General features: G+C 64.8%; 13 protein-coding genes. 3 read left to right on the top strand and 10 right to left on the bottom strand.

Annotation, left to right across the window (positions count from 1 at the left end; all coding sequences use genetic code 11):
* Positions 1 to 11: 11 nt before the first annotated feature.
* From fabF to B8446_RS05365, 9 genes are all read right to left on the bottom strand, one after another.
* Positions 12 to 1,298 carry a beta-ketoacyl-ACP synthase II gene (gene fabF / locus B8446_RS05405; protein WP_048847938.1) on the bottom strand — a complete coding sequence of 429 codons (1,287 nt, stop codon included), beginning with the start codon at positions 1,296 to 1,298 and terminating at the stop codon, positions 12 to 14.
* Between the two features lie 127 nt (positions 1,299 to 1,425).
* Positions 1,426 to 1,665, bottom strand: a complete 240-nt coding sequence (locus tag B8446_RS05400) for an acyl carrier protein (RefSeq protein WP_048847936.1) — start codon at positions 1,663 to 1,665, stop codon at positions 1,426 to 1,428.
* A gap of 264 nt (positions 1,666 to 1,929) precedes the next feature.
* Positions 1,930 to 2,670 carry a 3-oxoacyl-[acyl-carrier-protein] reductase gene (gene fabG / locus B8446_RS05395; RefSeq protein WP_048847934.1) on the bottom strand — a complete coding sequence of 247 codons (741 nt, stop codon included), beginning with the start codon at positions 2,668 to 2,670 and terminating at the stop codon, positions 1,930 to 1,932.
* Positions 2,671 to 2,682: 12 nt separating this feature from the next.
* Positions 2,683 to 3,660 carry an ACP S-malonyltransferase gene (fabD, locus tag B8446_RS05390; RefSeq protein WP_048848093.1) on the bottom strand — a complete coding sequence of 326 codons (978 nt, stop codon included), beginning with the start codon at positions 3,658 to 3,660 and terminating at the stop codon, positions 2,683 to 2,685.
* A 603-nt stretch (positions 3,661 to 4,263) separates the two neighbouring features.
* Positions 4,264 to 5,145, bottom strand: a complete 882-nt coding sequence (locus tag B8446_RS05385) for a class I SAM-dependent methyltransferase (protein ID WP_048847932.1) — start codon at positions 5,143 to 5,145, stop codon at positions 4,264 to 4,266.
* Between the two features lie 9 nt (positions 5,146 to 5,154).
* A complete protein-coding gene (locus B8446_RS05380; protein WP_148505845.1) occupies positions 5,155 to 5,697 on the bottom strand; it encodes a YdcF family protein in 543 nt (180 codons plus the stop codon).
* On the bottom strand, positions 5,697 to 6,437 hold the full coding sequence (locus B8446_RS05375) for a glycine betaine ABC transporter substrate-binding protein (RefSeq protein ID WP_048848091.1): 741 nt from the start codon (positions 6,435 to 6,437) through the stop codon (positions 5,697 to 5,699). Before B8446_RS05375 ends, B8446_RS05380 begins: the two co-directional genes overlap by 1 nt.
* A gap of 5 nt (positions 6,438 to 6,442) precedes the next feature.
* A complete protein-coding gene (locus tag B8446_RS05370) occupies positions 6,443 to 8,569 on the bottom strand; it encodes a M13 family metallopeptidase (protein ID WP_084712084.1) in 2,127 nt (708 codons plus the stop codon).
* Positions 8,570 to 8,730: 161 nt separating this feature from the next.
* A complete protein-coding gene (locus B8446_RS05365; RefSeq protein ID WP_084712083.1) occupies positions 8,731 to 9,342 on the bottom strand; it encodes a Dabb family protein in 612 nt (203 codons plus the stop codon).
* Positions 9,343 to 9,566: 224 nt separating this feature from the next.
* On the opposite strand from B8446_RS05365, the gene B8446_RS05360 reads away from it, so the two are divergent.
* Positions 9,567 to 9,785, top strand: a complete 219-nt coding sequence (locus tag B8446_RS05360; protein WP_241767641.1) for a hypothetical protein — start codon at positions 9,567 to 9,569, stop codon at positions 9,783 to 9,785.
* A 21-nt stretch (positions 9,786 to 9,806) separates the two neighbouring features.
* Here B8446_RS05360 and B8446_RS05355 read toward each other — a convergent pair whose 3' ends face one another.
* Positions 9,807 to 10,628, bottom strand: coding sequence for an acyl-ACP desaturase (locus tag B8446_RS05355; RefSeq protein WP_048848089.1), 822 nt, complete (start codon positions 10,626 to 10,628; stop codon positions 9,807 to 9,809).
* A gap of 145 nt (positions 10,629 to 10,773) precedes the next feature.
* On the opposite strand from B8446_RS05355, the gene bioB reads away from it, so the two are divergent.
* A complete protein-coding gene (gene bioB, locus B8446_RS05350) occupies positions 10,774 to 11,748 on the top strand; it encodes a biotin synthase BioB (RefSeq protein ID WP_048847920.1) in 975 nt (324 codons plus the stop codon).
* A 135-nt stretch (positions 11,749 to 11,883) separates the two neighbouring features.
* Complete coding sequence (gene pgm / locus B8446_RS05345) at positions 11,884 to 13,530, top strand: phosphoglucomutase (alpha-D-glucose-1,6-bisphosphate-dependent) (RefSeq protein ID WP_048847918.1); 1,647 nt, start codon at positions 11,884 to 11,886, stop codon at positions 13,528 to 13,530.
* The last annotated feature ends 15 nt before the right edge of the window (positions 13,531 to 13,545 follow it).

Raw genomic sequence — 13,545 nt, 5'->3', positions numbered from 1 at the left:
AAAAAACCGACTTAAGGCGCGCCGCGCACGATCAGGCAGGCATTCGTGCCGCCGAAGCCGAAGCTGTTGGACAGCGCCATGCGGATCGGACGACGCTGCGCCTCATGCGCCACGCGATCGATCCGGCTCTCACGCGCGGGATTGTCCAGGTTGAGCGTCGGCGGTGCCACATTGTCGCGGATCGCCAGCATCGAGAAGATGGCTTCCACAGCACCGGCGGCACCCAGCAGATGGCCGATCGCCGACTTGGTGGAAGACATCGCGATCTTCGATCCGTGGTCGCCGAACAGACGCTCGACCGCGTCGAGTTCCAGATCATCCGCCATCGTCGATGTGCCGTGCGCATTCACATAGTCGATGTCGGAAACATCGACGCCGCCGTCACGGAGCGCGTTCTTCATCGCGCGGAACGCACCCTCATGTCCCTCGGCAGGTGCCGTGATGTGGTGCGCGTCGCCCGACATGCCATAGCCTACGATTTCGCCGTAGATCTTGGCGCCACGCCGCTTCGCATGCTCGTATTCCTCGAGCACGACGACGCCCGCGCCTTCACCCATGACGAACCCGTCGCGATCGCGATCCCAAGGGCGGGATGCCCGCTCCGGCGTCGCGTTGAATTCGGTCGACAGCGCGCGCGCTGCACAGAACCCACCGATTCCCAGCTCGCAGACGGCCGCTTCCGCACCGCCGGCCACCATGACATTGGCGTCGCCAAGCGCGATCAGCCGCGCGGCATCGCCGATGGCATGCACGCCCGTGGCACACGCCGTGACCGCCGAATGGTTCGGCCCCTTGAAGCCGTATCTGATCGAAACATGGCCCGAAATCAGATTGATCAGGGCGGAGGGAATGAAGAAGGGCGAGAGCCTGCGCGCACGACCGGATGATACGGTCAGCGACGCTTCATAGATCGTCTGGAGTCCGCCGATACCCGATCCGATCATCACGCCGGTCGCGCAACGGTCTTCCTCGGTTTCCGGCACCCAGCCCGAATCCGTTACCGCCTGGATCGCCGCAACCATGCCAAGATGGATAAAGCGATCCATCTTCTTCTGGTCCTTGACCGGGACCCACTCGGCGAGCGTGAGCTTGCCTTCGTCAGTCGGACCTTCCGGCACTTCGCCGGCCACCTGCGCAGGCAGATCGCTCGCATCGAAGCACTTGATGGACCCGATGCCACTCTGGCCCGCGATCAGCCGCGACCATGTGGTGTCCACGCCGACGCCCAGCGGACTGACCATTCCAAGTCCGGTGACGACAACCCGTCGCGGAGTTGCACCCGCCAAGGCTCCGATCATGCGCTCAACCCCGCTCCTGTCGAACTGTAGAGGGACGCCCGAAGCAGAGGCGTCCGAAAGGGCGCGGCCGTCACATGACGCCGCGCGCCCGGAGCGCGACGGCGCCGCACTCCTGAAGCCTGGAAGATCAGGCCGCCTTCTGCTTCTCGATGTAGTCGATCGCATCCTTGACGGTCGAGATCTTCTCGGCCGCGTCCTCGGGGATCTCGACGCTGAACGCCTCTTCGAACGCCATGACCAGCTCGACCGTATCGAGGCTGTCGGCACCCAGATCGTCGATGAAGGACGCGTCCGGCGTTACCTTGCTTTCCTCGACGCCGAGGTGCTCGACCACGATCTTCTTAACCTTATCGGCGATTTCGCTCATCTGTCTTCGCTTCCTGTGTGCCCAAACTTGTTGCGGGCGGTTCGAAACTCACTCGTCCTCGACTCTGGCGTCCCTGGACCCGGTCGCACGCACATTCCGCATCACTGATGCGAAATACGGCCGACGGGCGAGATGTTCCAGCCCGCACGCCGGACGAAGCTGCGGGCGATTAGCACGGTTTTATGACGACCGCCAAGCACCGGCTCGCTTGTCGTGCAAACCGTTGCCTTCCGGCCACAACGGGCGACAGGTGCGCCCGTCGGTTCAGCTCATTGCCATGCCACCGTTCACGTGCAGGGTCGCCCCGGTCACCCACGCCGCAGCGTCGGATGCAAGATAGACCACGGCGCCCGCGATGTCCTCAGGCGTTCCCATCCGGCCCAGTGGAATGGAGCCCAGCAGCTTCTCGCGCTGCGCATCCGCCAGAACGTCCGTCATGGCCGTCTGTACGAACCCCGGCGCCACGACGTTGACCGTGACCCCGCGCGATCCCGCTTCCTGTGCCAGAGACTTGCTCATGCCGATCATCCCGGCCTTCGCCGCGGCGTAGTTCGCCTGCCCTGCGTTGCCCGTGACACCGACGATGGACGCGATGCTCACGATACGCCCGCTGCGGCGACGCAGCATGCCCTTGAGCGCCGCGCGGCAAAGCCGGAAAGGCGATGCCAGATCGACCGACATGACCTCGTCCCAGTCCGCGTCCTTCATGCGGATCGCGAGCGTGTCGCGTGTCAGCCCGGCATTGTTGACCAGGATGTCGATCGGCTTGCCTGCGGCGGCTTCGGCCTCGCCGACCAGTGCATCGGCCGCCGACGGGTCCGAAAGATCGGCAACGCACACGCTCGCACGCTCGCCCAGCTCGGCCGCCAGCGCCTCGAGCTTGTCCGCACCGCGCCCGGACAGCACGACATGCGCGCCCTGCCCATGCAACGCGCGGGCGATCGCAGCCCCGATCCCGCCTGACGCTCCGGTCACCAGAGCGACCTTGCCTTCCATTGAAAACATCAATTTCCTCCCTCAGAACGTCTTGAGCAGCGCTTCGATCTCATCCGGCGTCCCGGCAGACGCCGTCGCAAGAGAGCTGTCGATCCGGCGCACCAGTCCCGCGAGCACACGGCCCGCGCCGAGTTCGACCACGGACGTCACGCCCATGCCCGCCATGGCCATGACGCTTTCGCGCCACCGCACCGACCCCGTCACCTGGCGGACCAGAAGGTCGCGGATCTCGGCCGGCGTCCGCATCTTCGCGGCCGTGACGTTCGCCACCACGGGCACGACGGGCTCCGCAATGTTCGCGCGCTCCAGCGCCTCGCCCATGGCATCGGCCGCGGGCTTCATCAGCGAACAATGGAAAGGCGCCGAAACCGGCAGCAACACGGCCCGCTTGACCCCCCGCTCCTTGGCGATTGCGATCGCCCGCTCGACTGCGCCGATGGCACCTGACACGACGATCTGACCGCCGCCATTGTCGTTCGCAAGTTCGATGACCTCGCGGGCAGGTTCGGCGCCGTCGTCAACCGGCACGACCGCCGCCGCCTCGCAGATCGCGCGCGCCTGATCGGGATCGACGCCGATCAGCGCCGCCATGCCGCCGATGCCCTCGGGTACGGCCCGCTGCATGGCCTGCCCCCGCAGACGCAGCAACCGCGCCGTCTCGGCCAGCCCGAAAGCACCGGTCGCCGCAAGAGCCGAATACTCGCCAAGCGAGTGACCGGCGACCAACGCCGCCTTGTCGGCAAGCCGGAACCCACCTTCATGCTCCAGCGCGCGCAGCGTCGCGATCGAAACGGCCATCAGCGCCGGCTGCGCATTCTCGGTCCGGGTCAGTTCCGCGGCGTCGCCCGTGAACATCAACGTCGAGAGGTGCTGCCCCAGCGCGTCGTCCACCTCCTGGAACACCGCGCGCGCGGCAGGAAAGGCATCATGAAGCGCCTGCCCCATGCCCACCGCCTGACTGCCCTGCCCGGGAAACACAAATGCATGAACCGCCGTCATACCGCCTGCCTGTCGCTTGTTGTCATCGGAAAAGAAATCAGGCGCGTGATGGCCAGCGGCAGCGTACATGTCAATTCGGATACGCCCGTGACAGCAGAACGGGCACGCGACCCGGTCGCCAACCGAATTCATGCGCCCTTCCAGACACGGCACGAATGCAGATGCGCCAAGCCGGAATGAGGCCGCGATTTCATGAAGCAACTGCGCGCGGGCTGTATTCGTGACATCGTGGGTGACCGCGCGCTTTTGCGGCCCTGCATCCCGCATCGTTACCGCCATGCCGGGTCAGTGAAACACGTTCGAAACGGCTTGCAGCATGACGAACTGGCTACCCGGCAGAACGGTTCAGCGGCCCTTGTGACTTCGGACACGCAAAGTACGCGTGCGCTGTGCCGACTTCAAAAGCCTAAATCCTGCGCTGCCCCCACTCCGGCAGGCACCGCCCGACATGTCGCGCGGCTGCTACTGCATCACGCCACTTGCACGAGGGTTCGGCGGGCCGTGTGCCGGTTTCGGGCGATCTCTCTTCGCTTGCGTGGTCTGCCATGCGGGTTACGGGACACAGACGCTCATGACCCGAGCCGCACCACGCGACACGCTGGATCAGCCGTCGATCTTCTGGAGCACGATCATCGCCTGCGGCAGGCGCACGGGGTTGTCCAGGAACTCGACCAGCCGGAACAGATGCCCCCATTGCTTCGTGACATAGCCGCGCGGGATGATCGCCTCGCCATAGTGGGATTGCGGATGCGGCGGCCGAACGGAAGCCGCATGGAGAAAGAGCCCGGCCTCGTAGCGGGAATTGGCAGCGGCCTCGTCGGTGAAGCTGTCGGCACACGCTTCATACCAACCGTGTTCCAGCTTCATGCCCGCAGCCCGTCGGGCCCGCATCTCGGCACAGAACGAGATGAACCGGCGGCTCTGCGTCGTGAGCATCACGAGCCCGCCCGGACGGAGCAGCCGATGGAATTCGCGGATCCAGTGGTTGGCTAGGAATTCATCGAAATGGGAGAAGACCGACCATGACGTGACCAGGTCAAAGGCGCCGTCACCGATGATCAGCGGCGGCACCAGTTCACAGCTGAGGAAATTCAACGCCGGATTGCAGCGTCGCGCCTCGATGAGGAACCGTGACGTCGAATCGACCCCGAACAGACGCTCCGGCCGCACGTCCTTCATGAACAGTCGCGTCATCCGGCCCCATCCACAGCCGAAATCCAGCAGCCCATGATGCGGCATCAGCGGCCGCCCGGCATAGGCACAGTAGGATTTGATCTCGCGATAGAACGCATGCGCCTCATGCAGCGATACCTCGCCGCTATGGCCGTGGATTTCCCGCTGCAGCTCGTCGTCCGGGAAAACGGGCATCTGCGCGCCTTCGATTTCCGGGACGCGCAGCGATGAAACGAGAACGTTCAGCCAGTCCTCGTCGCTGCAACCGCGAAATGTTTCAAAGACCGCAGATGCGCCCGGAGCCTGGTACATCGAAAACCCTTATCTGCGCATCAGCCGCGCAATCACACGGTGCGCTGACGCCAGCGCACCGTCCCATATGATTGCCGGAACCTCGCGTGCCCGCCAATACCACCTGCGTGCACGCGAAATGGCGCGCGTATCGCCGACCGGCGGCACAGGCAGGGCCCGCCACCCCATGATCCGCATGAGAACGACACAGCGCGGCATGTGAAACGCACTGGTGATGACGCCGACGCACCCGCGATAGCCGCGGGCACGGAGAATTCGAGAACAGAAGAGTGCGGAATCGAGCGTATCGGCGGCCATCGGCTCCTGCCAGATGCGGTGGGGCGCAATCCCGGCATCCCTCAGAAGATCCGCCATCATCAAGGCCTCCGGAAGGCCGTCGCGTCGCCCCTTGGCAAATCCGCCGCTCAGCAGCGCCACCGCATCGGGCTGCGCATGCAGCACCGCCGCAGTCGTTTTGATCCGATCGCGCATGGCCCGGCTCGGGCCACCCGTTGGATCAGGCGCCGCCCCAAAGACGACATAGATGTCCGGCGAGCAACTCGAACGCGCCATCAGCGCGGCAGGAGCCGTCCACGCTGCCACGCTTCGGCAGCATCTTCAGGGTCCATGTCATCGACCGTGATCGCATGGTCGAGCGCGCTCATGACCTTGTTGCCGAGCATCATCTCGTCCAGCTCATCCAGCAGATCGGGTTCGCACTCGCGCGCGGCTTCCGGGCCGAGAATCATCCGCGCTTCCATCTCGCCGCCGAGCGCACCCGCAGGATCCTCGAGAACGGAAAACCCGGCGTCGTGGAAGATCGCATGCGGCTGCTCGACCGCTACGATCGCGCGCTCGCCCTGGGCCACGGCATGACGTACGCGATCATGCAGCGCGTCGGGCTCGCACAGTTCGACCGATGCCCGGCAGCCACCGACTGCGTCCGTTCCCAGCAGAGCGGACAGACGCTCCTCCAAGTCCGGCGTGGTGATGATCCGCGCGACGTCCAGCGTGCCCGCATGGGACAGCAGCGCCTGTCCGGCCGGCAGGGCGCCGGTGAACGCCCAGACATAGGATGGACGATACAGCCCCCCGATCACCCGCGCGCCCGATCCGGCCAGGCCGAGGTCACGCGGCATCCATGCGGAGACCAGAAGATCCACACGCCCCGCCGCCAGTGCGGCCGCGCGCTCGTCACGATCCAGGTCGAGGAACGCGACCTCGACCTCGTGGGCCTCCAGAACCCGCGCGACGGCCGAGGCGCAACCGGCATCACAGCCGGTGCGCAAATGGCCGATCGTCATTTCCGTCATGATGCTCACCAGATTTTTACGCGTTCGCTCGGCGGCAGATACAGAGCCTGCCCCGGCTGCACGCCGAACGCGTCATACCATGCATCGATATTGTGCATCGGCAGGTTCACGCGCGCCTTCGGGGGCGAATGCGGATCGACCGTCACGCGTGCGCGCTCCGCATCGGGACGCAGCTTCTGCCGCCAGACCTGCGCCCATGCCAGGAACACCCGCTGATCGCCCGTCAGACCGTCGATCACAGGCGCCGGCTTGCCGTGCAGGGACGCATGATATGCATCCAGTCCGAGCGTCAGACCGCCGAGATCGGCGATGTTCTCGCCCATCGTCAGCTTCGGGTTCAGATGAACGCCCTGCACGGTGAACGCGCCATACTGCGCGCCGAACCGGTCGGCGAGCGCCGTGAACTTCTTCTCGTCCGCCTTGGTCCACCAGTCGTGCAGACGTCCGTGCTCGTCATACTGGCGGCCCTGATCGTCGAAAGAATGGGTCATTTCATGACCGATCACACCGCCGATCGCACCATAATTGACCGCCGGATCCGCCTTTGGGTCGAAGAAGGGCGGCTGCAGGATGGCTGCCGGAAACACGACCTCCACGAAGTTCGGCAGATTCTCGGCATTGACCGTCTGCGGCGTCATGTCGAACCACATGCTGCGGTCGACCCTGTGGCCCAGCTGATGCAGCCAGAAGGCCCACTCGTAACCCATCGCGCGCTCGGCGTTGCCGTACGCATCGCCCGGGACGATCTTCAGGCCGCTATAGTCGCGCCATGTCTTCGGATAGCCGACCTCGATCTCGAAATTGTCGATCTTGCGCAGCGCCATGGCGCGCGTTGCGGGCTCCATCCAGGCGTTGTGCTGCAGCCGGACCTTGAACGCGGCCTTCACCTCGGCAACGAGCTTGGTAATCTCAGCCTTGGAGGACGCCGGGAAATAGCGCTCCGAGTAAGCCTGCCCGATTGCCCAGCCCAGTGCCTCGTTCGAGACGCGCACAGCGCGCTTCCAGCGCTCCTGCTGCATCGGCTGGCCGGACAGGACATGCCCGTTGAATTCGAACGACGCATCGGTGAACGGCTGCGACAGATAGGTCGCCGCATTATCGGCGAGATGGAAGGCAAGCCACGCGCGGACCGTCGCCATGTCCGTCGTCTGCAGAAGCTTCGCCTCCGCACTGATCGCGGATGGCTGCCCCACGACCAGAACGCGCTTTTCAAGTCCGCTCGCCGGGATGCCTGCCGTGGTCAGCAGACCAGTCCAGTCGATTCCCGGCGCTGCCTTCTGCAACTGCGCCACCGTCATGGGATTGTAGGCCTTCACCGGATCGCGCATCGCATCGCGCGCCCAGTGTGCCTGCGCGATCTGCGTCTCGAACGCCACGATCCTGGCCGCCTGCGCATCGGCATCCGGCCAGCTCAGCAGGCCAAGCATCTTGGCGATATAGGCCTGATAGGCCGTCTTCTTCTCGGCAAAGCCGGGCTTCAGATAGTAGTCGCGGTCAGGCATGCCGAGACCGCCCTGGCCAAGACTGATCGAGAACTTCGTCGGATCGCGGTCGTCCGGCTGAATGCCGATGCCGAACGGTGTGAACTGAAACGAGGCCTGAGCCTGACCGAACAGATGCGAGAGGCTGGCTGCGTCGTGCACACCGCGCACGGCATTGAGATCCGCCTCGAGCGGCTTCGTCCCCAGACCGTCCACCGTCTTCTGGTCGAGGAAGGTTGCGTAATACACGCCGAGCTTCTCGTCCGTCGTCTTCGGATCGGCTGACGGATGAGCGCCAAGGTCGGCCAGAAGCGTCCGCACCTGTGCGCGGGCGTTCTCCATGAGGATCACGAACGGACCGAAGGACGTGAGGTCCGGCGGGATCACGAGATCCTTCAGATACGTGCCGTTGCCGTATTCGAAGAAGTCGTCTCCGGGCTTGACCGCCGTGTCCATCGCCGCGGTGTTCAGGCCGAAATGCCCATATCCCCGCAGCGCAGGCGGGAGCGAATCGATGCCGCTCGGACCGCCGGGCTGCGCCGGTGCCGTCGCAGGCGTACCGGGCGCGGCCCATGCCGGTGTCAGTGAAAGGGCACTGCCTGCCGCGAGCATGGCGCCCAAGAAGCGGGATCGGGAAAGAATGCGGGACAAACAGTTACGTCCTTTGAGGCAGGGGCACTTGGCCAGTCTTCAACTGGCGGACACCATGCCACGCTGGTTTCCCGCACCGTGAGGCAGCGCCGGTTAAAACAATGTTCACCCGCCGTCACGTCCGCGCGAGCGAACCGTCCCGCAACGTGGAAACGATACGCTCAGGACCGACGGCGATGATGAGGCGCGGGCGTGGGATGTGCCGTATCCACCAGCGTCACCGGATAATCGAACACAACGACCCCAGCCAGATAGGGTGCGGCAAACTGCTTGAAGGCCTCGTGTGCGGGATCGAAGTAGGCCGGATCGGTCACGACGGGCCGCCCCACATAGAAATTGCGGTCGCCTTCGGACTTGAACGTCACGAGGAACGCCTGCTGCAGTCCGGCGTCGTTGCCCTCTCCGCTGTCCTGCACACCCGTCTCGATCGACTGCACGAACCGGCTGCCGTCCGGACGGCGCGAATCCTGCACGAGGTGAAGGAAACGCGCGGTAACTTCGGCACGCTGTGCGTCCGTCGTGGCCGGCTTGTAGCGGAACATGACCATGTGACGGATCACACCGGGATGAAAATCCGGTGCGGTGAACGCCGCAGGCCCGACCTGCGCCTCAAGCTGCCGCGCGCCTGTCATCATCGGATCGGCGGGCAGGCTGCCCGGCGCGCCATAGCTGGACGCAATCGGCACCTGCCACGGAGCCGCGTGGGCCACGGACGTAACGCCTGCCGCACAACCGCTCACGACCCCCGCTGCCAGCAATGCGCCGCGGATCATTCCTCGTTCCATCATCCCCTCCCCGACCTCAATTTTTACCGCCTTGCACACTCAACTCGCGGACCATAACGCGACGACAGCTGACGCGATGCATTCACGCGGCGCAGTCCGGTCATGGTTTGCCACAAGACAGGCTGCATACGGCAGCGCCTTACGTTTTTTCACGATCCGCCACACGGGCGGCGTCGATTGTATGGCGTAATGAACGGATGCGATACAGACCGTTGCCCGCTCTCTGCCTGCTGCTCACCGGATTCTCTCTGATCGGCTGCGCAAGCCGGGCACCGGCGGACATGGCCGATGGCGATGACGCCCGGAACGACAGCCGCCCCTCCGATACGAACGGCAGTGGCTCGTCCCATGGCGGCGGCCCGGGCGGATCGCTTTGGTCGGAACTGGCACGGACGGCGCTGCAGACGGGAATGGGCTTCATTCACCACTGACGCGGCGGGGCGCACAATCCGCTAGGCGGCAACCTGCTTGAGAAAGCGGCGCCTGCGCGCCTGCATCATACGATAGACGCCTTTTGACGCCAGGGCCCGCACACGTCCGTGCGGGTTGAAGCCGATCGTCTTGAAGATCATGCTCGTCACGCGATCGATATGGCGCGGCTGATAGAACCCGATGGCACGCGACATGTAGGCCGCGATGCACCGTCCATGATCGTAGGGCGTGTCGGCAGGCTCGTTCGTCGTGTGATAGGCGGATGCGAGTTCATCATCCTCGCTCTCGGTCACACGGCCGAGCGCGATCCGGGCGCGGGCGATCACGCCAAGCTTCTCGCGCCGCAGATAGCGATGCATGTGATCGTAGAACAGCTTGAAATGGCGATATTCATCCGCTGCGATCTGCTTGCAGATGGCCTTCAGGACCGGTTCGTTCGTCGCATCGGCCAGCGCCGTATAGAAGGACGATGTGCCGGTCTCGACCATGCAGCGCGCAATCAGCTCGCCCGTGCGTGAGCCCCGGATCGATGCATCCACGTCCAGTTCGAGCTTGTAGCTGTCGCGATAGCGCGCAAACGCCGCCGGGTAGTCCCATGCCGGGTCGGCCAGCATCGCCCAGCGCCCGAGCGCATCGCCGTGCTGGACTTCCTCGATCGCCCAGTTGTCGGCGGCCTGGGCGAAGTCGGGGTCGCCTGCGAAGACGTTGGCCAGATAGACCGCATAGTCCTTGCCGTTGCGCTCCACGACGGACGCCGCCTTGACCAGCGGCACGATCTCCGGATCCACCCGCGAGGGATCGAAGGCCGCCCAGTCCATCTGATCAATATGCCAGTGCTTCATCGTAACCCGTGTCTGTTCAGCATCCGCTGCATGACGAATCCATGACATCTAGCATCGGCAGCCGCCACATGACAGGCGTGCCGTTTTCGTGCCACAGCAACCGTCTTCAACGACAGCTTGCAGATGACAGGAGAAGGTTGCCCTCATGGACATGCCCGCACGAACCGTCGGCGCGATCCGGCATGACTGGACACGCGACGAAGTTCAGGCCCTGCTGAACCTCCCCTTCCCCGACCTGCTGTATCAGGCGCAGACCGCGCATCGCATGCATTTCGATCCGACGAAGATGCAGCTGTCGACGCTGCTGTCGATCAAGACCGGCGGCTGCCCGGAAGATTGCGCCTATTGCCCGCAGAGCGCGCGCCATGAGGATGGCGTGAAGGCCGAGCGCCTGATGGCGGTCGAGCGCGTGCTGGCGGATGCGAAGCGAGCACGGGACGCGGGGGCGGGGCGTTTCTGCATGGGGGCTGCCTGGCGCTCGCCGAAGCAGCACGACCTCGATACGGTCTGCGCCATGGTCGAAGGCGTCAAGGCGCTTGGGCTCGAGACCTGCGTGACGCTCGGAATGCTCGACGCCGCCCAGTCGCGGCAGCTCCGCGATGCCGGCCTCGACTACTACAACCACAACCTCGACACGTCCGAGGAATTCTACGGCGAGATCATCACGACCCGCACATACCAGGACCGGCTCGATACGCTGGCAAACGTCCGGGATGCCGGCATCAACGTGTGCTGCGGCGGGATCGTCGGCATGGGCGAGGACGAAGCCGACCGCGCAGGCCTGATCGCGACGCTCGCGAGCCTTCCACAGCACCCGGAAAGCGTTCCGATCAACCTCCTCGTCCGCGTCGAGGGCACGCCGCTCGCAGCCGCCGAAGCCGTCGATCCGATCACCTTCGTTCGCGTGATCGCGGCGGCCCGCATCACCATGCCGGCAAGCCATGTCCGCCTTGCCGCCGGCCGCGAAGCCATGAGCGACGAAGCCCACGCGCTTTGCTTCCTGGCCGGCGCGAACTCCATCTTCTGCGGCGAGAAGCTGCTGACGACTCCCAATCCCGCAGAGCACCGCGACCGCGCCCTGCTCTCGCGCCTCGGCATGACGCCGATGAGCGTTGCCTGAACGGCACGCCCCGCGGCCTTGCGTCCAGCCGAGGCCGGCTGGACGCAAGGCCGCGAAGAATGTTTTGCTGAACCGGGGACCGCGCTTGCGTGTTCTGACTGCCGATCATCGGAATTTCGAGGACCCAATCGACCCATGGCCCATATCAGCCCCCTGGCCGGCAAGACGCTCGATCCTTCGCAGCGCGCGGACATCCCGGCCCTGATCGCCGCCTATTACGACCGCAAGCCGGATGCCTCGGTCGCAACGCAGCGCGTCTCCTTCGGCACGTCGGGCCATCGTGGCTCGCCGCTGCACACCAGTTTCAACGAGGACCACATCCTCGCGATCTGCGAGGCGATCTGCCGCCATCGCAAGGCTGAGGGCATCGACGGGCCGCTGTTCATCGGCATCGATTCCCACGCGCTTTCGGCGCCGGCCCAGAAATCGGCGATCGAGGTGTTCGCGGCCCACGGCATCGACGTCCGAATCGACGAACATGACGGCTACACGCCCACGCCCGTGATCTCGCATGCTATCCTGACATACAACAAAGGCCGCACGACGGGCCTCGCCGATGGTGTCGTCGTCACGCCGTCCCATAATCCGCCGACCGATGGCGGCTTCAAATACAATCCGCCCAATGGCGGCCCGGCCGATACCGCCATCACCAAGGCGGTCCAGGACATGGCGAACGATTTTCTCGCCAATGGCCTGAAGGACGTGAAACGCCTGCCCTACGACGAGGCCCGCAAGGTGCCCACGATCAGGGGCTACGATTTCATCACGCCCTATGTGGACGATCTCGCCTCCGTCATCGACATGGACGCAATCCGCGAAGCCGGCGTGAAGATCGGCATCGACCCGCTCGGCGGTGCCGCCGTCCGTTACTGGAAGCCGATCATCGACAAATACGGCCTGAATGCCACCGTCGTCAGTGACGAGGTCGATCCGGCCTTCGGCTTCATGACGGCCGACTGGGACGGACAGATCCGCATGGACTGCTCGTCCCCCTATGCGATGGCGCGTCTGATCGACATGGGCAGCCAGTTCGACGTGGCGTTTGCCAACGACACCGACGCCGATCGCCACGGGATCGTCGCCCAGCCTGACGGGCTGATGAACCCGAATCACTATCTGGCAGTCGCGATTTCCTACCTGTTCCGCAACCGCCCGGAATGGGGCGCGGATCTCGGCGTCGGCAAGACGCTGGTCAGCTCCAGCCTGATCGACCGGGTCACGGCCGACATGGGCCGCAAGCTGGTCGAAGTGCCGGTCGGCCTGAAATGGTTCGTCCCCGGCCTGATCGACGGCTCGCTCGGTTTCGGTGGTGAGGAGAGCGCAGGCGCGACCTTCCTGCGTCGCGACGGCACGGTCTGGACGACCGACAAGGACGGCCTGATCCTCGGCCTGCTTGCCGCCGAGATCACCGCGAAGACCGGCAAGAATCCGAGCGTCCATTATCACGAGATCGCAGCCAGGCTCGGCACGCCGTATTACGAGCGTATCGATGCGGCCGCGAACGCCGAACAGAAGGCCAAGCTGAGCAAGCTTGCGCCCGAACAGTTCCCGCTTGAGGAACTGGCCGGCGAGAAGATTACCGCCAAGCTCACCAAGGCTCCCGGCAATGGCGCTGCGATCGGCGGACTGAAAGTCACGACCGAAAACGGCTGGTTTGCAGCGCGTCCCTCAGGCACCGAGGACGTCTACAAGATCTATGCCGAAAGCTTCAAAAGCCCCGAGCACCTGAAGGCCATTCAGGAAGAGGCACAGGCCGCAATCTCGAAGGTCTTTGCGGCCTGAAACGTCTGGACCGGC

It is taken from the genome of Tanticharoenia sakaeratensis NBRC 103193 (assembly GCF_000963885.1).
Taxonomy (GTDB): domain Bacteria; phylum Pseudomonadota; class Alphaproteobacteria; order Acetobacterales; family Acetobacteraceae; genus Tanticharoenia; species Tanticharoenia sakaeratensis.
The sequence above is the reverse complement of the archived record's forward strand: the minus strand, read 5'-3'. Positions and strand labels throughout refer to the sequence as shown.